Below are 20,188 nucleotides of genomic sequence, written 5' to 3'. Positions count from 1 at the left end.
TGAATGCGTTAAGTCTCACTTAACTGCTTGCTTCTACCGCGCAACATAAAGTAACTTCACCCGCAACGCAGCGTGGGGTGGAGGGCTTGGATGACCGTGCAGGGGCGAGGCTCCGGGTCCGGGACCGACGTGCTCATCCGCAAGGTCGACAGCCATCTCGCCGCGCTCCGCACCGGCCTGCAGGGCCCCGAGCTGGAGCTGGCCGAGGAACTGGCCCGCTGCCTCCGCGAGCTGGTCGTCGCCACCGCCCACTCCAGCGCCGCCGACCGAGGGCTGGTCCGCGCCGCGGTGCCCTACTTCGTCCTGCGCCGGGAGAGCCGCGGCAAGCTGCTGCCGGTGCGCTCCCTCGCCGCCGCCCAGCGGGTGGTGAACAAGGCGGTCCGCCAGCTCGGCCGGCCCGACCTGCTGGTCGAGACGCCCCGCCGGGACCGCACGGCCGTCGACCCCGCCCTGCGCTGACCGGGCCCCGCCGCCGGGCGGGTTTCCCGAAAACCGCCCAGCTGGGCGGGAATGTGGCGTCTCATCGGTCGCCGCAGCGTGCCCCGGCACGCTGTCACCTCGACCGGGAGTGCGCGTGCTCGTCCTGCTGATCCTGCACCTGGTGGCGGCCCTGTCCGCCCCGCTGCTGGTCCACCGGTACGGCTCCCGCGCCTGTCTGCTGCTCGCGCTCGCCCCGGCCGCCACCTTCGGCTGGGCGGTGGCCCACACCGGCGCGGTCGGCGCCGGCGGGGCGGTGGTCGAGACGTACCCGTGGGTGGCGGAGCTCCAGCTGGACGTGGCGCTGCGGGTCACCACCCTGTCCTGGCTGATGCTGCTGCTGGTCGGCGGCGTCGGCGCGCTGGTGCTGGTCTACTCCGCCCGCTACTTCCACGCCGGCTCGGCGGGCCTGGCCCGGTTCGCGGCCGTCATGGTCGCCTTCGCCGGGGCGATGGTCGGCCTGGTGGTCTCCGACGACCTGCTGCTGCTCTACGTCTTCTGGGAGCTGACCACGGTCTTCTCCTATCTGCTGATCGGGCACAGCACCGAGCGGCGGTCCAGCCGGTGGGCGGCCGCCCAGGCGCTGACCGTCACCACCCTCGGCGGGCTGGCCATGCTGGTCGGCTTCCTGCTGCTCGGCCACCACGTCGGGAGCTACCGCTGGTCCGTCGTCACCGCCGCGCCGCTGCCCGGCGGCGGTTACCTGGTGGTCGCGGTGCTGCTCGTCCTCACCGGCGCCCTCGCCAAGTCCGCGGTCTTCCCGTTCAACTCCTGGCTGCCGGTGGCGATGGCGGCACCCACCCCGGTCAGCGCCTACCTGCACGCGGCGGCCATGGTGAAGGCCGGGATCTTCCTCGTCGGGCTGCTCGGACCGGCGCTCGCGCCGGCCGGACCGTGGCGGCCGGTCACCGTGGTCGCCGGGCTGGTCACCCTGGTCGCCGGGGGCTGGGCGGCGCTGCGGCAGACCGACCTCAAGCTGCTGCTGGCGTACGGGACGGTCAGCCAGCTCGGCCTGCTCACCGTGGTGCTCGGCGCGGGCACCCCGAAGGCGGCCCTCGCCGGCGTCGCCATGCTGCTGGCGCACGCGCTGTTCAAGGCGGCGCTCTTCCTCGTCGTCGGCATCCTCGACCACAGCGCCGGCAGCCGGGACCTGCGCGACCTGTCCGGGGTGGGCCGGAGCGCGCCGGTGCTCGCCACGGTCGCCGCGCTGGCCGCCGCCTCGATGGCGGGGGTGCCGCCGCTGTTCGGCTTCGTGGCAAAGGAGGCGGTGCTGGGCGCGTTCACCGGGCAGCCGGTGGTGCTCGCCGTGCTGGTCGTGGGGAGCGCGCTGACCGTCGCGTACAGCATCCGGTTCCTCTGGGGCGCGTTCGCCTCCCGGCCGGGCGTCCCGGCCACCGACGTGGAGCGGCCGCCCGCCGCGATGCTCGTACCCCCGGCCCTGCTCGCCGTCGCCGGGCTCGCCGCCGGCCCGGCCGCCGGCTGGCTGGGCGGCCTGCTCCGCCCGTACGCCGAGCTGTTCGGCCGGGTCGAGGAGAAACTGGCGCTCTGGCACGGACCGACCGCGGCGCTCGGCCTCTCCGCCGTGGTGATCGCCGGCGGGGTGGTGCTCCACCTGGTCCGCGGCCCGCTCGCCCCCGCGCTGACCCGGCTGCGCGCGCCGGTCGGCGGCAACCAGGGGTACGAGTGGGTCACCCACTGGTTCGATCGGTTCGCCATCGAGGTCACCGGCGCCACCCAGCGCGGCGCCCTGCCGCAGTATCTCGGCACCGTGCTGGTCGTCCTGGTGCTGGTGCCGGGCAGCGCGATGCTGGCCACCCGGCCCTGGCGCACCGAGATCGCCGTCTGGGACAACCCGACCCAGCTGGTGGTCTGCGTGGTGATCGCGGTGGCTGCACTGCTCGCGGTGGGTGCCCGGCGCCGGCTCACCGCCATGCTGCTGGTCGGCGTCACCGGCTACGGCACTGCGATGATGTTCGTCCTCTACGGCGCGCCCGACCTGGCGCTCACCCAGTTCCTGGTGGAGACCGTCACCATCGCGGTCTTCGTGCTGGTGCTGCGCCGGCTGCCGGAACGCTTCTCGGCCCGTCCGCTGCGCCGCAGCCGCTGGGTACGCCGCGGCATCGGGGTGGCTGCGGGCCTGGTCATGGCCGGCCTGGCGCTGGCCGCGGCGGGCGCCCGGCGTACCCCGTCGATCTCGGCGGCCTTCCCCGACCTCGCCGTGGCGCAGGGCTACGGCCGCAACGTGGTCAACGTGACCCTGGTCGACATCCGGGCCTGGGACACCATGGGGGAGATCTCGGTGCTGGTGGTGGCCGCGACCGGGGTGGCCAGCCTGATCTTCGAGCGGTCCCGCACCGGGCCCCGGCCGCGCCGCCCCGGCCCGGTCCCGTCACGCCGCGACCCGCGGACGGTGTGGCTGCGCGGCGGGGCCACCCTGCACGAGCGCCGCCGCTCGCTCGTCTTCGAGGTGGTCACCCGGCTGATCTTCCACACCGTGCTGCTCTTCTCGCTGTTCCTCCTCTTCTCCGGGCACAACGCCCCGGGCGGCGGCTTCTCGGGCGGCCTGGTCGCCGGCCTCGCGCTGACCGTCCGCTACCTGGCCGGCGGCCGGTACGAGCTGGCCGAGGCGGCGCCGGTCGGTGCGGGCATGGTGCTCGGCGCCGGACTGGCCGTCTCGGTCGGCGGCGGCGTGCTCGGGCTGCTCCTCACCGGCCAGGTGCTGGAGAGCGTGAAGGTCAACCTCTGGCTGCCGCTGGTCGGCCACTTCTACCTGGTCACGTCGCTCTTCTTCGACATCGGCGTCTATCTGATCGTGGTCGGGCTGGTGCTGGACATCCTGCGCAGCCTCGGCGCGGAGGTGGACCGGCACGTCGAGGCGGCCGGCGAACCGGCCCGCGGGCTCGCCGTCCAGCGCGAGGGGGAGGGTCCGTGAGCGCGAGGAGCGGGCCGGTCCGGCGAGCCCCGCGGTCGCGACCGGAGGTGCCGCGGTGACCCGGGGCGCGGCCGGGCCGACCCTGGTGCTGGTGATCGCCGTCGGGGTGCTCGTCGCCACCGGGGTCATCCTGCTGCTGGAGCGCAGCCTGACCCGGATCCTGCTCGGCGTCATCCTGCTCGGCAACGGGGTGAACCTGCTGATCCTGCTCGGCGGCCGGTCCGGGGCCGCGCCGCTGGTGGGCACCGCGCCGCCCGCGGCGATGAGCGACGCGCTGCCGCAGGCCATGGTGCTCACCGCCGTGGTGATCACGTTCGGGCTGACCGCGTTCCTGCTCGCGGTCGCCTACCGGAGCTGGTATCTCACCGGCGACGACGAGGTGCAGGACGACCTGGAGGACCGGCAGATCGTCCGGCTCGCCGAACGCAACGAGGTGGCCACCGCGGACCTCGGCGGCGAGGGGCCGGACAACGACCCGGAGCAGGTGGACCCGGAACCGGCGCTGCGCCGCCTGCGCCGGCGGGGGGAGCAGCGGTGAGCGCGAGGAGTGCGCCGGTGCCGCGAGCCCCGCGGTCGGGAACGGGGACGGGCGCATGACCGGCCTGGTGCCGCTGCCGGTGGTGGTGCCGCTGCTCGGCGCGGCGCTCACCCTGATCCTGGCCAACCGGCCCGGGTTGCAGCGCTCGGTCAGCCTGATCGGACTGACCACCACCCTGGTGGTGGCGGTGGTGCTGCTGGTCGAGGCGTACCGGCACGGGCCGGTGGTGGTCCGGGTGGGCGGCTGGCCGGCGCCGGTCGGCATCGTGCTGGTCGCCGACCAGTTGGCCGCGCTGATGCTGGTGGTCTCCTCGGCGGTCACCCTCTGCGTGCTGCTCTACTCGATCGGCCAGGGGCGGGGGGAGACCGGCGAGACCGCGCCGGTGAGCATCTACCACCCCACCTACCTGGTGCTCACCGCTGGCGTGACCAACGCGTTCCTCGCCGGGGACCTGTTCAACCTCTTCGTCGGCTTCGAGATCCTGCTGGCCGCGAGCTTCGTGCTGATCACCCTGGGCGGCACCGAGACCCGGATCCGCACCGGCTCGACGTACGTGGTGGTCAGCATCCTGTCGTCGATGATCTTCCTGGCCGCGATGGGGCTGGTGTACGCGGCCACCGGCACCGTCAACATGGCGCAGCTCGCCGGCCGCCTGGACGCCCTGCCGTCCGGCGTACGCCTGGCGTTGCAGCTCACCCTGCTGCTGGCCTTCGGCATCAAGGCCGCGGTGTTCCCGGTCTCCGCCTGGCTGCCGGACAGCTACCCGACCGCGCCCGCCCCGGTCACCGCGGTCTTCGCCGGCCTGCTCACCAAGGTCGGCGTGTACGCGATCATCCGCACCGAGACCCTGCTCTTCCCCGGCGGCCAGGTCTCCGGCCTGCTCATGGTGGTGGCCGGCCTGACCATGGTGGTCGGCATCCTCGGCGCGGCGGCCCAGTCCGACATGAAGCGGCTCTTCTCGTTCACCCTGGTCAGCCACATCGGCTACATGATCTTCGGGGTGGCGTTGAGCAGCATCGCCGGCCTGGCCGGGGCGATCTTCTACGTGGTGCACCACATCACCATCCAGACCACCCTCTTCCTGGTCGCCGGCCTGGTCGAGGAGCGCGCCGGCAGCACCGACCTGCGCCGGCTCGGCGGGCTGGCCCGGATCGCCCCGCTGCTCGCCGTGCTCTTCTTCGTCCCGGCCATGAACCTGGCCGGCATTCCGCCGTTCTCCGGTTTCCTCGGCAAGCTCGGCCTGCTCCAGGCCGGGGTGGCGGCCGGCGGGACACTGCCCGCCGTGCTGGTCGGGGCGGGCGCCCTGACAAGCCTGCTCACCCTCTACGCCGCCTCCCGGGTGTGGAACATCGCGTTCTGGCGGGCGCCCCGGCTGGCCACCGCCGGCCCGGCCGTACGGCTGCCCGGGCTGATGGTCGGGGCCACCGCCGCCCTGGTGCTGCTCGGCCTGGTGCTCACCCTGGCCGCCGGGCCGCTGTTCCGGGTCACCACGGACGCCGCCACCGACCTGCGCCAGCGCACCCCGTACATCCGTTCGGTCCTGCCGGTGGACGTGCCGTGACCGACGACCTGCCCCCGGGCCGGGCGGCCGGCGACGGGGAGCCGACCGGCGACCCGTCGGCCGCCCACCTGGCGCCCGAAGCCCTCCCGCCCGCCGTGGGCCGGGGCGGGCGGCGGCGCGACCAGGCCGTGGCGCTGGGCTGGCTGGTCGCCATCTGGCTGCTGCTCTGGGGTGACCTGTCCTGGGGCAACCTGCTCGCCGGCCTGGTGATCGGCGCGGCCGTGCTGCTCTTCTTCCCGCTCCCGCCGGTCACCTTCGGCGGGCGGCTGCGCCCCGGCCCGCTGCTGGTCCTCGCGGTCACCTTCGTCGGCGAGCTGGTCAGCGCCAGCCTGCACGTCGCCGCCGTCGCGCTGCGCCCCGGCTACCGCCCGCGCGGCGCGATCATCGCGGTGCCGCTGCGGGTCCGCACCGACCTCAACCTGGCCCTCACCGCCGAGGTGATCTCCCTGGTGCCGGGGACCCTGATCCTCGAGGTGGACCGCGACCGGGGGGTGCTCTACGTGCACGTCCTCGACGTCCGCGGCCCGGAGGATCTGACCGGCAGCCGGGAGCGGGTCCTCGCCGTCGAACGGCGCATCGTCCGCGCCGTCGGCTCCGCCGCGGAGGTACGCCGGCTCAGTCCCGAACCCGTCGATCGGAGGAACCACCCGTGACCGCGCTCCTCGCCGTCGCGCTGACCGTGCTGCTCTCGGTCACCGCGCTGCTCGCCCTGGCCCGGATCTACCGCGGCCCGTCCCTGCTCGACCGGGTCGTCGCCGCCGACCTGCTGCTCTCCACCATGCTCGGCGCGGTGGGCGCGGAGGCGGCGGTCAACGGGCACGCCACCACGCTGCCCGTGCTGGTGGTGCTCTCCCTGCTCGGCTTCGTCGGCTCGGTGTCCCTGGTCCGCTTCGCCGTCCGGGAGGAAACATGAGCGCCCGGCGCCCGCGAACGACGGGCGGCACCCCATGATCGGGACCGTCGCCGACTGGCTCGGCGGCGCCTGCCTGCTGGGCGGGGCGCTGCTCAGCCTGGTCGCCGGGATCGGCGTGCTGCGCTTCCCGGACGTGCTGGGCCGGATGCACGCCGCCACCAAGCCGCAGGTGCTCGGGGTGCTGCTACTCCTGGCCGGCCTGGCGCTGCGCCTGCGTACGGTGTCGGACCTGGGCATGATCGCGCTGGTGGCGGTCTTCCAGCTGGCCACCGCGCCGGTCGCCGCGCAGATGATCGGGCGGTCCGCCTACCGCTCGGGGCGGATCGACCGGAAACTGCTGGACGCCGACGAGCTGGCCGGGCGGTGAACCGGACAGCGGGGAGGCTTCCGGCACCCTCAGCGAACGTCCAGCCGCCCCCGATAAAATGGCCACATGATCGACTCCTCTGCCCAGGAGGGCAGCAGTAGCCAGCCGGGTCGTGCCCGGCAATCTCTGGACCCGACGGCCCCGGGAGCCCTGAACCTCCCGTGCTGATCCTCGTCGGCCTTGTTCTCATCATCGTGCTCACCGCCGCCACCGGTTACTTCGTGGCCCAGGAGTTCGGTTACGTCGCCGTGGACCGGGGCAAGCTCAAGCAGCTCGCCGACGGTGGCGACCAGGCCGCCGCCCGGGCCCTCGAGGTGACCGGCCGGCTCTCGTTCATGCTCTCCGGCGCCCAGCTCGGCATCACCGTGACCGCCCTGCTGGTCGGTTACGCCGCCGAGCCGTACCTGGGCGCCGGGCTGGCCGACCTGCTCGGCCTCGCCGGCGTCTCCAGCGGGGTGGCCCTGCCGCTGTCGGTGGCGCTCGCCCTGCTCATCGCCACCGTGGTGCAGATGGTCCTCGGTGAGCTGGCCCCGAAGAACCTGGCCATCGTCCGCGCCGAGCCGCTCGCCCGGGCGCTGGCCGGGTCCACCCTCATGTACCTGCGGATCTTCGGACCGGTGATCACCCTCTTCGACCGGGCCGCCGTGCGGCTGCTCCGCCGGGCCGGCATCGAACCGATCGAGGAGCTGCCCAGCGGCGCCACCCCGGAGGACCTGGAGCAGATCATCGCCGAGTCCCGGGAGGAGGGGCGCCTCGACGCCGCGATGTCCGACCTGCTGGACCGGGGGCTCGACTTCCGGGAGCTCACGGCCGGGGAGGCCATGGTTCCCCGGGTCGACGTGCACACCGTACGGGCCGACGAGCCGGTCAGCCGGGTCGTCGAGCTGCTCGACACCGGCCACTCCCGGTTCCCGGTGCGCGGCGCCGAGGGCGTCGACGACCTGGTCGGCGTGGTCGGCATCGCCGACGTGCTCGGGGTGCCGCCGGCCGAGCGGGCGACCACCCGGGTCGCCGCGGTCGCCGTACCCCCGTTGCTGGTGCCGGAGACACTGCCGCTGCCGACGGTGCTGGACCGGCTCCGGGTCGGGCACCGCCAGCTCGCCTGCGTGGTCGACGAGTACGGCGGCTTCGCCGGCGTGATCACGCTGGAGGACATCGCCGAGGAGTTGGTCGGGCCGATCCGCGACGAGGACGACCCGCCGGAGCGGGCCCCGGCCCGGCAGGATGACGGCTCCTGGGTGGTGCCCGCCCGCTGGCGGATCGACGAGGTCGCCGACAGCACCGGCATCGCGCTGCCCGAGGCCCCCGAGTACGACACCCTCTCCGGCCTGGTCATGCGGGAGCTGGGCCGGGTGCCGGAGGTCGGCGACCGGCTGGAGATCGCCCTGGCCGTCGACGGCGACGAGCCGGACGAGCCGCGCGCTCTGGTCGAGGTGCTCGCCGTGGACCGGCACGTGGCGGACTCCGTCCGGCTCCGGACGACGGCCGGCGTGCACCGGGAGGAGGCGGCATGAGCCCGGGGTTCGCGCTCTTCTTCTCCGCGGTGCTCCTGGCGCTGAACGGCTTCTTCGTGGCGGCCGAGTTCGCGCTGGTCGCGGCGAAGCGGTACCGCCTGGAACAGATGGCCGTCGGCGGCGGCCGGGCGGCCCGCGCGGCGCTGGACGGCGTCCGCGAGCTGAGCCTCATGCTGGCCGGTGCCCAGCTCGGCATCACCCTGTGCACCCTGGGGCTCGGCGCGCTGGCCGAGCCGGCCCTCGAGCACCTGCTGAGCCCGCTGCTGCACACGGTCGGGCTGCCCGACGCGGTCAGCCACCTGGTCGGGCTGCTCTTCGCCCTGGCCCTGGTGACCTTCCTGCACCTGGTGGTCGGCGAGATGGCGCCGAAGTCCTGGGCGATCACCGACGCGGAACGTTCGGCCATGCTGCTGGCGCTGCCGTTCCGGGCCTTCGCCCGGGTCGCCCGCCCGGTGCTCTCCGCGCTCAACGCGCTGGCCAACGCCGTGCTGCGGCTGGTCGGCGTCCGCCAGCAGGATCAGCTCGCCCAGGCACACGGCCCGGACGAGCTGCGCATCCTGCTGGAGCAGTCCCGCGAACACGGGCTGCTCGGCGCCGAGCAGCACCAGATGCTGACCAGCATGCTGGAGCTGCAGGGCACCACCGTGGCGCAGGTGATGGAGCCGTTCGACCGGATCGTCACGGTACGCCGGAACGACACCGCCGACCGGATCGAGCACGTCTCCCGCGACAGCGGCCGGTCCCGGCTGGCCGTGGTCGACGCCGGCGGCGAGGTCTGCGGCCTCGTCCACGTCCGCGAGGCGGTCCGCGCGGTCACCACCGGCCGGCCGGCGACCGCCGAGGAGCTGATGACCCCGGCGTTCACCCTGCCCGGCGAGGCGTCGGTCACCGAGGCGGTGGCCGCCATGCGCGGCCGCCAGGCCCAGCTGGCGCTGGTCCGCAACGGCGGCGGCCCGACCCGGCCGATCGGCTTCGTGGCGCTGGAGGACCTCCTCGAGGAGGTCATCGGCGAGTTCGACGACGAGACCGACCCGGTGCCGCGCGGCCGCCGCCTGCGCTGACGCGCTGGCCTCTCTTCGGGTGCGTCTGTTGTCGCTCCGGCAACAACGGACGCACCCGGATCCGGGCGGACCCGCCACGGCCGGCGCATGCCGCCGCGGGCAGCGGGAATGCCCGCCGCATGCGGTTGACCGGGGTGTCGTCGGAGTCCGTGTGGACCGGGCTGTCGGTGAGCACCACGTTGCCCAACCCGAGCACCCGCCCCGGCCTGCGCCTCCCCGGCCGCGTCACCCTCGCGGCCGGCGGCACCGACGTCGCCGTCCGGCACATCCGGCTCGGGCTCGTCGCCCAGGTCGAGCCGGAGGATCCGGAGTCACCCCGCCGGCTGGTGCAGTACCACCAGGTGCCGATCGCCGGCCGGTTCGTGGTGCCGGCGGAGCGGCGGCGGGCGGTGGACTTCGCGATCCCGCTGCCCTGGGAGACGCCGGTGACCATCTTCGGCGGGGTGCCGCTGATGAGCCTGCGCACCGGGCTGCGTACCGAGGTGTCGGTCGACCCGGACCTGGACCAGGGCGCCATGGTGCCGGTCTTCGTCCATCCGATCCCCACTCAGCAGCACGTCCTCGCCGCGCTGGAAACCCTGGGTTTCGTGATGCGGCAGGCCGGGCTCCAGCACGGGCGGCTGCCCGGCGTGGAGCAGGGGCTGCCGTTCCACCAGCGGTTGGGTTACTGGGTCGCCCCGCTCTACGCCGGCCCGATCACCGAGCTGGAGGTGATCTTCGTGACCAACGCGGCGGGGCTGGAGGTGCTGCTCTGGATGGACCGCCGGCTCTCCCTGGCCGGGATCACCCACCAGAGCATCAGCCGGTTCCGAGCCTGGCACGCGGGAGCGGACCGGCGGGACTGGGTCGCCACGGTGGACGGCTGGCTGCGGCACGCCATCGACCGGCACGCCGCGGCCGCCGCGCACGCCGACTGGTCCGCCAGGATCAGCGAATCCGCGCACGTCAGCCGCCACCCCGACGAGCCGGTCGCGCCCGGCTACGGCCTCGGCGGCACCGCCGGGGGCGCGGGCGTCGGTGGCGGTGGTGGCGGTGGCGACGGCACCTGACGCTGGCCGCCGCCACCCCGAGGCAGTGAGAAGGCGACGGGTCAGACCGAGGCGGTGGCCAGCTTCAGGCTGAAGCCGAGGAACAGCACGGCGATGGCCGTGGTGCCGGTGGCGGCGAGCCGCCGCCGGCGGTGGAACTGGGCGGCCAGGAAGGTGCCGGTGAGGATCAGCGCGGTCAGGTAGAGCGCGCTGGTCACCTGCGCGATCAGCCCGAGCAGCAGGAACGACAGCGCAGGCCAGGCGTAGCCGGGGTCGACGAACTGGATGAAGAAGGAGATGAAAAAGAGGATCGCCTTCGGGTTGAGCAGGCTGATCACCAGCGCCCGCCGGAACGGGTCGCGCACGGCCGCCGGCTCCGCGGCGTCGATGAGCCGCGGCGTCGCGGGGTCGTTGCGGTCGCGCCAGCGCCGCCAGGCGCCGCGCAGCATGCCCAGCCCCAACCACGCGAGGTACGCGGCGCCGGTGTACTTGACCACCAGGAAGAGCGCCGGGTACGCCTTGAGCAGCGACGCCACCCCGGCGGCGGAGAGGATCATCAGCACCGAGTCGCCGACGAACACGCCTCCGGCGGCCCGGTAACCGGCCGCCACCCCACGGCGGGCCGCCGTGGAGAGCACGAAGAGCGAGTTCGGCCCGGGCAGCAGCACGATCGCCACGGTGCCCAGCACGTACGTCCAGATGTCGGTGATCCCCAGCACGCCGGTCATCATGACGCCGCGGGCACCGCGGGGCGAAGCCGTTCCCGCAGCCTGACCTGTGCGTTTGGCCACTCCTCCGCGAGCATCGAGTAGAGCGCGGACTCCCGCCAGGTGCCGTCGGCGCGCCGGCGGTTGGACCGCAGCGTCCCCTCCCGGACCGCGCCGAGCCGTTCGATGGCTCGCTGCGAGCGCTCGTTGAGGGAGCTGGTCTGCCAGGTGACCCGGATCGCGTCCAGTTCCTCGAACGCCCGGGTGAGCAGCAGCAGCTTCGCCTCGGTGTTGATCCCGGTGCGCCACCAGGGCCGGCCGAGCTGGGTGTAGCCGATCTCGACGGTCCGCAGCTCGGGGTCGGGCTGGTAGTAGGAGGTGGTGCCGACCACCGCGCCGGTCACCGCGCAGCGCTGCACCCAGGGCATCCGCACCCCGCGCCGGTGGGCGTCGAGCGAGGCCCGGACGTAGTCCGCCATCTCCTCGACGCCGGCCGGGCGCGGCGTGCCGACGTATCGCCAGACCTCCTCGTCGTCGAGGGCGGCGTACAACTCCTCGGCGTGGGACTGGTCGAGCGGCTCCAGCACGACGTGCTCGCCGCGCAGCACCACCGGCTCCAGCCAGGGTGACGGGGCCGGCCGCAGGTACGCCGGCACCGGCGCGGTCACTCCGGCGTCCGGCTCGGGCAGTCCCCTGGTCACCCGCAGCGGCACGACCCCGGCCCAGTACGGCAGCTCGTGGTCGGCCGGCTCGTCGTTGACCCCGGCGGCCCGAGCGCGGACCGACACCTCGCGAAGCGGCAGCGCCAGCACGGCCGTCTCGGCCAGCTCCCGGCGGCTCGGCGGCCGGCTGTCGGTGCTGCGGCCGGCGGCCACCTTCTCGACCAACGCCGTCAGCACGGCGAGCTTCTCCCGCTCGTCGGTGACCAGGCGGGCGGTGCCGTGGGCGACCACGGACCGGTAGTTGGCGCTGTGGTTGAACTGCGAACGGGCGAAGACCAGCCCGTCGAGGTGGGTCACCGCGACGCAGATGGGCAGCCCGGCGTCGTCGCGGGCGGCGAGCAGCGGCCGGCTGCCGGTGGAGCCGTGCAGGTAGAGGGTGTCGCCGACGCGGACGTGCAGGGTGGGCAGCAGTCGCGGCTCGCCGTCCACGGTGAACCCGAGCGTGCAGTGGTACGCCTCGTCCAGGACGGCGTGCGCGGCGGCCTCGTCGTAGCTCATCCGGCCCCGCATGCGGGTGGCGGTGGTCCGTTCGGTCGGGGGGTACATGCGACATCCCACCTTTGTTCTAGTACAATAGCCAAACTGTGGCAGCACGTTATCAGATCAGCGGTTCCTCGTCGGCGGCGATTTCGGCGTGCGTGGAAACCGGCATCCGGGCCGGCGACCTCGCCCCGGGTGACGCCCTGCCCGCGGTCCGCGCCCTCGCCGCCGAGCTGGGCGTCAGCCCGGCCACCGTCGCGAAGGCGTACCAGGAGCTGCGGCAGCGTGGTCTGGTGGCCACCGCCGGCCGGCACGGCACCAGGGTGCGTCCCCGCCCGCCGGTGGCCACCCGCCGGTCCGCGCTGATGCCCCGGCCGCTGCCCGGCACGCGCAACCTCTCCGCCGGTGAGCCCGACGGCCGCCTGCTGCCGCCGCTCGGTCCGCACCTCGCCGAACTCGCCGCCCAGCTCGGCGTGCCCGGCGGGTACGCGGCGGCCGCCGTCCTGCCCGAACTGGCCGCCGCCGCCCGGGACAGGCTCGCCGCCGACGGGGTGCCGGCCGACGAGATCACCGTGACCGGTGGCGCGCTCGACGGCATCGAACGCCTGCTCGCCGCCCACCTGCGCCCCGGCGACGCGGTCGCCGTCGAGGACCCCGGCTGGGCCAACCTGCTCGACCTGCTCGCCGCGCTCGGGCTGCGCGCCATCGGGGTGCCGGTGGACGACGAGGGCCCCACCGCGCCGGGCGTCCGGGCCGCGCTGGCCGCCGGCGCCCGCGCGCTGATCGTGACCAGCCGGGCCCAGAACCCCACCGGCGCCGCGGTCTCCGCCGACCGGGCCGCCGAGCTGCGTACGCTCCTCGCCGGCCGGTCCGACCTGCTGCTGATCGAGGACGACCACGCCGCCGAGCTGGCCCGCGTACCCCTGCACCCGCTCGCCGGGGCGACCCCGGCGTGGGCCTTCGTCCGGTCGGTGAGCAAGCCCTACGGCCCGGACCTGCGGCTCGCGGTGCTCGCCGGCGACGAGGCCACCGTGGCCCGGGTGGCCGGCCGGGCCCGGGTCGGCGCCGGCTGGGTCTCCACCGTGCTGCAACGCCTGGTCCTGGCGCTCTGGCGCGACCCGGCCACCGCTGACCTGGTACGCGGCGCGGCGGAGAGCTACGAGCGGCGGCGCGACGGGCTGGTCGACGCCCTGGCGGCGCGGGGCCTGGCCGCCCACGGGCGGACCGGGATCAACGTCTGGGTGCCGGTGCCGGACGAGACGGTCGCGGTCACCGCCCTGCGGGACGCCGGCTGGTCGGTGGCCCCCGGCGCGCTGAACCGGATCGCCGCCGCGCCCGGCGTGCGGATCACCGTGAGTTCGCTCGACGAGGCCGACCTCGGCCCGCTCGCCGACGCGGCGGCCCGGGCGGTCCGGCCGGCGCCGGCCGGCTTCACCACCTGAACCGCCGCATGTCCCGGCCGCCGGCGGGTAACCGCGGCCCGGAGGTGGGTGGCATGGCTTCGAACAAGTCCCGGACCGGTCTCTGGATCGGCGTGGCGGTGGTGGTGATCATCCTGGTGATCATCGCGATCGCGCTGGCCTCGCGCGGCGGTGGCGGCGGCGGCTCCGGATACTGACCCGGGTCCCGGGCGCATCCGGCGTCGGTGTCGAAACCGGTATATAAAGCTGGCATGGCCGAGACCGAGAGCGCCCCCGGAGCCCAGAAGTTCATCCCGCCGCAGGCGGACACCATCGACGAGCTGCGCGCCGCCGCGGTCGGCTGCCGGGGCTGCGAGCTCTACCGGGACGCCTCGCAGACCGTGTTCGGCCGGGGCGACGAGAGCGCCCGGGTGGTCTTCGTCGGGGAGCAGCCCGGCGACATGGAGGACCAGAAGGGGCTGCCGTTCGTCGGCCCGGCCGGCCGGCTGCTGCGCAAGGCGGTGGACGACGCCGGCATCGACCCCGGCCACATCTACCTCACCAACGCCGTCAAGCACTTCCGCTTCGAGCTGCGCGGCAAGCGGCGGATCCACCAGACGCCGGACCGGGTGCACATCACCGCGTGCCGGCCCTGGCTGGTGGCCGAGTTCGCCCGGCTCCACCCGGAGATCGTGGTGGTGCTCGGCGCCACCGCCGCCAAGGCGCTGCTCGGCCCGACGTTCCGGGTGACCAAGCAGCGCGGCGAGCTGCTGCCGTGGCCGGCCGCCGCGCAGCACCCGGAGGACTTCGCCCGGGTCCCGGTGGACAACGCCGGCAAGGTCGCCGACGCCCCGGAGGCCCGGCTGCTGGCCACCATCCACCCCTCCGCGGTGCTCCGCGCCGACAACCACGACGTCGCGTACGAGGGGCTGGTCAAGGACCTGAAGGTGGCCGGCCGCGCGCTGCGCTGAGGCGGGTCAGTCGCGCCCCTGCCAGGTGCAGAGGCAGACCCGGTTGCCGTCGGAGTCGGCGAGCACCCAGAAGTGCGGCGCCGCCTCGTCACTGACCAGCGTCCCGCCGGCGGCCAGCGCCGCCTGAATCCGCGGCCCCACCTCCGCCGGGTCCACCCACACGTCCGGGTGCCAGCGCTGGCGGGGCTCGTCGCGGCCGGACTCCTGGAACCACACGGTGGGCAGCGCGCCGGCCGGATCGCGCATCTCGTCGCCGAACCCGGGCCCGGCCAGGTGCTCCACGGCCAGCACCGCCCGCCAGAACGGCAGCACGGCGGCGAAATCCGGGCTGTCCAGGGCGAGTTCGAGCCGGGCGACGCCGGCGTGCGCCGGGGACAGGCCGGCCTCGGCGGCGAGCGCCGAGATGGCCCGGGCCAGCCGGACGTCGCGGTCGGTGACGCCGCGCGCGTCGTGCGACCAGAGTCGCACGTCGACGTGGGTGTAGCGCAGGTCCAGGTCGGGATGGTGGTCCCGCCGTTCGGCCTCGGCGCCGATGGCGTCCACCAGCGACAGTCCGGCGGCGAAGTTCGGCGTACGGATGCGGGTGTGCAGGGCGCCGAGCAGGTAGGTCCACCCGTCCAGGGCGGCGTCGGCGATCTGCTTCCCGGTCAGCGTGCTCATCCCGCCATGCTGGCGTACTCCGGGGCTTTGGACCAGTGCGACGGCGGCGGAATGGACCTGCGCGGCGGGCGGCCCGGGCCGTAGCGTCGCGGCATGACCGCCGCTGATCTTGACCGGTCCGTGCGCAACGCCGCCGCGCTCTGGACCGCCCTCGCCGAGGCCCGGGGCCACGCGCTGCTGCGCCGGCCCGGCTTCCTCGCGGTGACCGGCGGCCGACGCACCGGGCTGCGGATCCTGCTGCGCACCCCGGACCCGGCCCCCGACGACCGGGCCGCGCTGGCCGACCTGGTCCGCCGGCGGGTCGGCCCGGTCACCGTCGAGGACCAGTACGCCTCCGTGGATCTCACCGACCTCGGCCTCACCCCGCGCAGTCTGCCGGTGCTGGTCCGGCGCCCGGCGCCGGTGCCCGACCCGTCCCTGCCGGTCACCCCGGTCGAGCGCCCCGACCAGCTCGACGTGGCCGAGGACGTCGTGGTGCGCGGCTTCCCCCTGGAGCCACTGCAACCGCGCCGTCCCGGCGAGGCGTTCCCGGCCGCCCTGCTGGACCGGCCCGAGGTGGGGTTCTTCCTGATCCACTCGGGCGGCGCGGCGGCTGGCGCCTGCCTGACCGTGCGGGACGAGGGCGTCGGCCTGTACTGGATGACCAGCCTGCCCGAGCACCGCTCCCGGGGCGTGGGGCGGAACCTGCTGCACGGCGTCCTCGGCCGGCTCGGTGAGGTGCCGATGACGCTCACCGCGGCGCGCGCCGGCCGCCCGCTCTACGACTCGCTCGGCTTCGTCCCGGTCACCGACGCCACCTGGTGGAGCTGAGCAGGGTTCGCCCCTGGGCAGCGGGGGGGGCGGTGCCACACTGGCCGCCATGGAGCAGCATCTCTACGAGCCCGTCCACGAAGAGTTCCGGGACCTGTGCCGTCAGTTCCTCGCCCGGGAGGCCGTGCCGCACCACGAGCGCTGGGAGGCCGACGGGATCGTCGACCGGGAGGTGTGGCGCCGGGCGGGCGCAGCCGGGCTGCTCGGCATGGACGTGGACCCCGAGCACGGCGGCGGCGGGCAGCGCGACTTCCGGTTCAACGCGGTGCTCGACGAGGAGATCATCGCGGCCGGCTGCACCGGGCTGGGCTTCGGGCTGCACAACGACGTGGTGGCCCCGTACCTGGCCGAGCTGACCACCGACGACCAGCGCAAGCGCTGGCTGCCGGGCTTCTGCTCCGGCGACCTGGTCACCGCCATCGCGATGAGCGAGCCGGGCGCGGGCAGCGACCTGGCCGGCATCCGCACGAGCGCGGTGCGCGACGGCGACAGCTGGGTGCTCAACGGGCAGAAGACGTTCATCACCAACGGCGAGCTGGCCGACCTCGTGGTGGTGGTCGCCAAGACCGCCCCCGACCAGGGCGCGCACGGGGTGAGCCTGATCGTGGTGGAGACCGGCACGCCCGGCTTCGGCCGGGGCCGGCGGCTGGCCAAGGTCGGCCTGAAGGCCAACGACACCGCCGAATTGTTCTTCGACGACTGCCGGGTGCCGGCGGAGAACCTGGTCGGCACCGAGAACCACGGCTTCTACCATCTGATGGCCAACCTGCCCCGCGAGCGGCTGAGCATCGCGGTCGCCGCGGTGGCGGCGGCGGAGAAGCTGCTCGCGCTCACCCTCGACTACGCCCGTTCGCGGGAGGCGTTCGGCCGGCCGATCGGGCGGTTCCAGCACAACCGCTTTCTCCTGGCCGAGCTGGACACCGAGGTCACCATCGCGCGGACCTTCGTCAACCACTGCGTGGCCGAGTACAACGCCGGCCGGCTCTCGGTGACCGACGCGGCGAAGGCCAAGTGGTGGACCACCGAGCTGCAGAACAAGGTGGCCGACCGCTGCGTGCAGCTGCACGGCGGCTACGGCTTCATGCTGGAGTACCCGGTGGCGAAGGCCTGGCTGGACAGCCGGGTGCAGACCATCTACGGCGGCACCACCGAGATCATGAAGGAGATCATCGGTCGGGGACTCGGCCTGTAGCTGAACGGGGTCCCGGCGACCCGGTCGGGTGCGGGAGGATGGGTCACCCCTTACCCCCAGGAGCATCCGCCATGGCCACCGACCTGACCACGCCCGCACCGGGCCGGCTCGACGTCGCCCCGATCCAGCGGCGCACCGTCCGGCTGCTCTTCCTCACCCAGATCATCGGCGGCATCGGCGTCACCATCGGCATCTCGGTCGGCGCGCTGCTGGCCGCCCGGGTCGCGGGCACCGCCCTGGCCGGGGTGGCGCAGAGCGCCGGGGTGGTCGGCGCCGCGCTGCTCGCCGTGCCGGTCACCCGGATCATGGCGGCCCGCGGTCGGCGGCCGGGGCTGGTCACCGCGTACCTGGTCGGGGCCGTCGGGGGCGTGCTCGTGGTGGTCTCCACCGTGCTGCACCTGGTGCCGCTGCTCTTCGTCGGCATGCTGCTCTTCGGCGGCGGGACCGCGGCCAACCTCCAGGCCCGCTACACGGCCGTGGACCTGGCCGAGCCGGCCCGCCGGGGGCGCCAGCTCTCGCTGGTCGTCTGGGCCACCACCATCGGCGCGGTGGCCGCGCCGAACTTCGCCGCGCTCGCCGACGCCACCACCCGCGGCTGGGGCCTGCCGGCGCTGGCCGGCCCGTTCGCCTTCAGCGCCGCCGCGTTCGTGCTGGCCGCCGTCGTACTGGCGGGGTTGCTCCGGCCCGACCCGCTGCTCACCGCCCGCCGGCTGGCGGCGGCCGAGACCCCGGCCGACCCGGTCGCGGCGCCGGGTGGGACGGCCCGGCGCCGCGCGGGCATGCGGTCGGCCTGGCGCACGGTACGCGAGCGGCCCGCCGCCCGCCTCGGCATCGCCGCGGTGGCCATGGGCCACCTGGTGATGGTCGCCGTGATGTCGATGACCCCGGTACGCCTCGGCGAGTCGCACGCCGACGCGGACGTGCTGCGGGTGGTCGGCATCGTGCTCAGCCTGCACATCGCCGGCATGTACGCGCTCTCCCCGCTGGTCGGCTGGCTCACCGACCGGCTGGGCCGGCGTCCGGTGATCCTCGGCGGCGTGGCCCTGCTGCTGGCCGCGTGCGCGGTCGCCGGCACCGCCGGGCACCACACCCCGCTGCTCTCGGTGGGTCTGGCCCTGCTCGGGCTGGGCTGGTCGGGCACCATGGTGGCCGGCTCCACCCTGCTGTCCGAGTCGGTGCCCACCGCCGACCGGCCCGGCGTGCAGGGCCTCTCCGACCTGGTCATGGGGCTGGCCGGGGCGGCCGCGGCGGCGGCGAGCGGGTTTGTCATGCGGGCCGTGGGTTATCCGACGCTGACCCTGCTGTCGGCGATCGCGGTGGTGCCACTGGTGGCGCTAGCGTTGCGTCCGGCGCCGGTCGCGGAGCCGGACGGACTCCGGCGTCCTTCGGACGACCTGCCCGACGAGGAGGAGTGACACGTGCGGCTGACCGACTTCTGGGCGCGGCTGGAGGAGGCGTTCGGGCCGGGCTACGCGGCCAGCATGGCCAGCGACCAGGTGCTGCCCCAGCTCGGCGGGCGGACCATCGAGCAGGCCTTCGCGGCGGGTGAGGAGACGCATGTGGTGTGGCGCGCGGTCGTCGCCGCGTATCCCGACCGGGTGCCCGCGCGACTACGCTGAGCAGCCTTTTCGCCGGTTCCGCGTGTCGCTTGTCGAGTCGTACACCTGTTCGGCTATTGTCCACAGCGGGGTGCTCGTCCACAGCTCGCGGCCCGTCGGCTGGTTTTCTGTCGGACCCAGCGCCTAGCGTGTCCGCGTGACGCGAAGCTCAGGAAAGACGCCGGCGAAGGCAGGGGTGGCAACGATGGCGGCAGGGCCCGACCGGGAGAAGGCACTCGACCTTGCTCTCGCTCAGATCGACAAGCAGTTCGGCAAGGGTTCGGTGATGCGGCTGGGGGAGCGGCCCGTCGTCCAGACGGCGGTCATCCCGACCAGCTCCATCGCGCTCGACGTGGCGCTCGGCGTGGGCGGTCTGCCGCGCGGCCGGGTCGTCGAGATCTACGGTCCCGAGTCCAGCGGTAAGACCACGGTGGCCCTGCACGCGGTGGCCAACGCGCAGCGGGCCGGCGGCATCGCCGCCTTCATCGACGCCGAGCACGCGCTCGACCCGGAATACGCGAAGGCCCTCGGCGTCGACACCGACGCCCTGCTGGTCTCCCAGCCGGACACCGGCGAGCAGGCGCTGGAGATCGCCGACATGCTGGTCCGCTCCGGCGCGATCGACATCATCGTGATCGACTCGGTCGCGGCCCTGGTGCCGCGCGCCGAGATCGAGGGCGAGATGGGCGACAGCCACGTGGGTCTCCAGGCCCGGCTGATGAGCCAGGCGCTCCGGAAGATCACCGGTGTGCTCAACAACACCGGCACCACGGCGATCTTCATCAACCAGCTCCGCGAGAAGATCGGCGTGATGTTCGGCAGCCCGGAGACCACCACCGGTGGTCGGGCGCTGAAGTTCTACGCCTCGGTCCGGCTCGACGTGCGCCGCATCGAGAGCCTCAAGGACGGCACCGACGTGGTCGGTAACCGCACCCGGGTCAAGGTCGTGAAGAACAAGGTCGCCGCGCCGTTCAAGCAGGCCGAGTTCGACATCATGTACGGCAAGGGCATCTCCCGCGAGGGCTCGCTGATCGACGTCGGCGTGGAGCAGGCGATCATCCGCAAGTCCGGCGCCTGGTACACCTACGACGGTGACCAGCTCGGCCAGGGCAAGGAGAAGGCCCGCGAGTTCCTCCGGGAGAACCCGGACGTGGCGGCCGAGATCGAGAAGAAGATCCTGGAGAAGCTCGGCGTCGGCACCGGCGCGGGCGACGCCGCCGGCGGCCCGGAGCTGCCGCCGGTCGACTTCTGATCCCC

The 20,188-nt window shown here is 74.2% G+C and carries 21 protein-coding genes; 18 read left to right on the top strand and 3 right to left on the bottom strand.

Annotated elements, in window-relative coordinates; translation table 11 throughout:
- Positions 1-90: 90 nt before the first annotated feature.
- The 10 genes from AB0F68_RS19005 (at position 91) to AB0F68_RS18960 (ending at position 10,412) form a co-directional block, all read left to right on the top strand.
- Positions 91-459, top strand: coding sequence for a hypothetical protein (locus tag AB0F68_RS19005; RefSeq protein ID WP_357339757.1), 369 nt, complete (start codon positions 91-93; stop codon positions 457-459).
- A 115-nt stretch (positions 460-574) separates the two neighbouring features.
- Entirely contained in the window at positions 575-3,409 is a 2,835-nt protein-coding gene (locus tag AB0F68_RS19000; protein WP_357339755.1) for a Na+/H+ antiporter subunit A, read from the top strand.
- Positions 3,410-3,464: 55 nt separating this feature from the next.
- Positions 3,465-3,947, top strand: coding sequence for a Na(+)/H(+) antiporter subunit C (locus AB0F68_RS18995; protein ID WP_357339753.1), 483 nt, complete (start codon positions 3,465-3,467; stop codon positions 3,945-3,947).
- Between the two features lie 55 nt (positions 3,948-4,002).
- A complete protein-coding gene (locus tag AB0F68_RS18990) occupies positions 4,003-5,508 on the top strand; it encodes a Na+/H+ antiporter subunit D (RefSeq protein ID WP_357339751.1) in 1,506 nt (501 codons plus the stop codon).
- Entirely contained in the window at positions 5,505-6,161 is a 657-nt protein-coding gene (locus AB0F68_RS18985; RefSeq protein ID WP_357339749.1) for a Na+/H+ antiporter subunit E, read from the top strand. Before AB0F68_RS18990 ends, AB0F68_RS18985 begins: the two co-directional genes overlap by 4 nt.
- Entirely contained in the window at positions 6,158-6,421 is a 264-nt protein-coding gene (locus AB0F68_RS18980; protein WP_357339747.1) for a monovalent cation/H+ antiporter complex subunit F, read from the top strand. Before AB0F68_RS18985 ends, AB0F68_RS18980 begins: the two co-directional genes overlap by 4 nt.
- Positions 6,422-6,455: 34 nt before the next feature.
- Positions 6,456-6,788, top strand: a complete 333-nt coding sequence (mnhG, locus tag AB0F68_RS18975) for a monovalent cation/H(+) antiporter subunit G (protein WP_357339745.1) — start codon at positions 6,456-6,458, stop codon at positions 6,786-6,788.
- Between the two features lie 161 nt (positions 6,789-6,949).
- Positions 6,950-8,302 (top strand): hemolysin family protein, encoded by a 1,353-nt coding sequence (locus AB0F68_RS18970; protein WP_357339742.1) that lies wholly within the window; start codon positions 6,950-6,952, stop codon positions 8,300-8,302.
- A complete protein-coding gene (locus AB0F68_RS18965) occupies positions 8,299-9,363 on the top strand; it encodes a hemolysin family protein (RefSeq protein WP_357339740.1) in 1,065 nt (354 codons plus the stop codon). The genes AB0F68_RS18970 and AB0F68_RS18965 overlap by 4 nt, the downstream gene beginning before the upstream one ends.
- A 119-nt stretch (positions 9,364-9,482) precedes the next feature.
- Positions 9,483-10,412, top strand: a complete 930-nt coding sequence (locus AB0F68_RS18960; protein WP_357339738.1) for a sporulation protein — start codon at positions 9,483-9,485, stop codon at positions 10,410-10,412.
- 41 nt (positions 10,413-10,453) lie between these two features.
- On the opposite strand, the gene leuE is transcribed toward AB0F68_RS18960, so the two are convergent.
- The gene (leuE, locus tag AB0F68_RS18955) at positions 10,454-11,122 is read right to left on the bottom strand and encodes a leucine efflux protein LeuE (RefSeq protein WP_357339736.1); all 669 of its coding nucleotides are present in this window, start codon (positions 11,120-11,122) and stop codon (positions 10,454-10,456) included.
- Positions 11,119-12,366: a bifunctional pyridoxamine 5'-phosphate oxidase family protein/GNAT family N-acetyltransferase gene (locus AB0F68_RS18950; protein WP_357339734.1), complete on the bottom strand. Its 1,248-nt coding sequence runs from the start codon at positions 12,364-12,366 to the stop codon at positions 11,119-11,121. Before AB0F68_RS18950 ends, leuE begins: the two co-directional genes overlap by 4 nt.
- A gap of 38 nt (positions 12,367-12,404) precedes the next feature.
- Between AB0F68_RS18950 and AB0F68_RS18945 the strand changes: the two genes are divergently transcribed.
- The 3 genes from AB0F68_RS18945 to AB0F68_RS18935 are packed head-to-tail and all read left to right on the top strand — an operon-like array spanning position 12,405 to position 14,671.
- Positions 12,405-13,742, top strand: coding sequence for an aminotransferase class I/II-fold pyridoxal phosphate-dependent enzyme (locus tag AB0F68_RS18945; protein WP_357339731.1), 1,338 nt, complete (start codon positions 12,405-12,407; stop codon positions 13,740-13,742).
- Positions 13,743-13,795: 53 nt separating this feature from the next.
- Complete coding sequence (locus AB0F68_RS18940) at positions 13,796-13,918, top strand: hypothetical protein (protein ID WP_357339729.1); 123 nt, start codon at positions 13,796-13,798, stop codon at positions 13,916-13,918.
- A 54-nt stretch (positions 13,919-13,972) separates the two neighbouring features.
- Positions 13,973-14,671 carry a UdgX family uracil-DNA binding protein gene (locus AB0F68_RS18935; protein ID WP_357339727.1) on the top strand — a complete coding sequence of 233 codons (699 nt, stop codon included), beginning with the start codon at positions 13,973-13,975 and terminating at the stop codon, positions 14,669-14,671.
- A 6-nt stretch (positions 14,672-14,677) separates the two neighbouring features.
- On the opposite strand, the gene AB0F68_RS18930 is transcribed toward AB0F68_RS18935, so the two are convergent.
- The gene (locus AB0F68_RS18930) at positions 14,678-15,331 is read right to left on the bottom strand and encodes a 4a-hydroxytetrahydrobiopterin dehydratase (protein WP_357339725.1); all 654 of its coding nucleotides are present in this window, start codon (positions 15,329-15,331) and stop codon (positions 14,678-14,680) included.
- Between the two features lie 93 nt (positions 15,332-15,424).
- Between AB0F68_RS18930 and AB0F68_RS18925 the strand changes: the two genes are divergently transcribed.
- The 5 genes from AB0F68_RS18925 to recA all read left to right on the top strand — a co-directional run bounded on the left by AB0F68_RS18925 (position 15,425) and on the right by recA (position 20,183).
- Complete coding sequence (locus tag AB0F68_RS18925; RefSeq protein ID WP_357339723.1) at positions 15,425-16,141, top strand: GNAT family N-acetyltransferase; 717 nt, start codon at positions 15,425-15,427, stop codon at positions 16,139-16,141.
- Between the two features lie 49 nt (positions 16,142-16,190).
- Complete coding sequence (locus AB0F68_RS18920) at positions 16,191-17,333, top strand: acyl-CoA dehydrogenase family protein (RefSeq protein ID WP_357339721.1); 1,143 nt, start codon at positions 16,191-16,193, stop codon at positions 17,331-17,333.
- A 71-nt stretch (positions 17,334-17,404) separates the two neighbouring features.
- A complete protein-coding gene (locus AB0F68_RS18915; RefSeq protein WP_357339719.1) occupies positions 17,405-18,748 on the top strand; it encodes an MFS transporter in 1,344 nt (447 codons plus the stop codon).
- A 3-nt stretch (positions 18,749-18,751) separates the two neighbouring features.
- Positions 18,752-18,952 carry a DUF3046 domain-containing protein gene (locus AB0F68_RS18910; protein ID WP_357339716.1) on the top strand — a complete coding sequence of 67 codons (201 nt, stop codon included), beginning with the start codon at positions 18,752-18,754 and terminating at the stop codon, positions 18,950-18,952.
- 184 nt (positions 18,953-19,136) lie between these two features.
- On the top strand, positions 19,137-20,183 hold the full coding sequence (recA, locus tag AB0F68_RS18905; RefSeq protein ID WP_091269420.1) for a recombinase RecA: 1,047 nt from the start codon (positions 19,137-19,139) through the stop codon (positions 20,181-20,183).
- Positions 20,184-20,188 lie beyond the last annotated feature (5 nt).

Origin of the sequence: Micromonospora sp. NPDC023966, assembly GCF_040639095.1 — a bacterium.
Classification (GTDB): domain Bacteria; phylum Actinomycetota; class Actinomycetes; order Mycobacteriales; family Micromonosporaceae; genus Micromonospora.
This window is presented reverse-complemented; position numbering and strand designations above follow the sequence as displayed.

Excerpts from the sequence above, each read along its gene's own strand:
- mnhG (WP_357339745.1), top strand. The coding sequence starts at position 6,456 with ATGATCGGGACCGTCGCCGACTGGCTCGGCGGCGCCTGCCTGCTGGGC.
- AB0F68_RS18990 (WP_357339751.1), top strand. The coding sequence starts at position 4,003 with ATGACCGGCCTGGTGCCGCTGCCGGTGGTGGTGCCGCTGCTCGGCGCG.
- AB0F68_RS18940 (WP_357339729.1), top strand. The coding sequence starts at position 13,796 with ATGGCTTCGAACAAGTCCCGGACCGGTCTCTGGATCGGCGTGGCGGTG.
- AB0F68_RS18960 (WP_357339738.1), top strand. The coding sequence starts at position 9,483 with ATGCGGTTGACCGGGGTGTCGTCGGAGTCCGTGTGGACCGGGCTGTCG.
- AB0F68_RS18930 (WP_357339725.1), bottom strand. The coding sequence starts at position 15,331 with ATGAGCACGCTGACCGGGAAGCAGATCGCCGACGCCGCCCTGGACGGG.
- AB0F68_RS18920 (WP_357339721.1), top strand. The coding sequence starts at position 16,191 with ATGGAGCAGCATCTCTACGAGCCCGTCCACGAAGAGTTCCGGGACCTG.
- AB0F68_RS18925 (WP_357339723.1), top strand. The coding sequence starts at position 15,425 with ATGACCGCCGCTGATCTTGACCGGTCCGTGCGCAACGCCGCCGCGCTC.
- recA (WP_091269420.1), top strand. The coding sequence starts at position 19,137 with ATGGCGGCAGGGCCCGACCGGGAGAAGGCACTCGACCTTGCTCTCGCT.
- AB0F68_RS18915 (WP_357339719.1), top strand. The coding sequence starts at position 17,405 with ATGGCCACCGACCTGACCACGCCCGCACCGGGCCGGCTCGACGTCGCC.
- AB0F68_RS18935 (WP_357339727.1), top strand. The coding sequence starts at position 13,973 with ATGGCCGAGACCGAGAGCGCCCCCGGAGCCCAGAAGTTCATCCCGCCG.
- leuE (WP_357339736.1), bottom strand. The coding sequence starts at position 11,122 with ATGATGACCGGCGTGCTGGGGATCACCGACATCTGGACGTACGTGCTG.
- AB0F68_RS18965 (WP_357339740.1), top strand. The coding sequence starts at position 8,299 with ATGAGCCCGGGGTTCGCGCTCTTCTTCTCCGCGGTGCTCCTGGCGCTG.
- AB0F68_RS19005 (WP_357339757.1), top strand. The coding sequence starts at position 91 with ATGACCGTGCAGGGGCGAGGCTCCGGGTCCGGGACCGACGTGCTCATC.
- AB0F68_RS18950 (WP_357339734.1), bottom strand. The coding sequence starts at position 12,366 with ATGTACCCCCCGACCGAACGGACCACCGCCACCCGCATGCGGGGCCGG.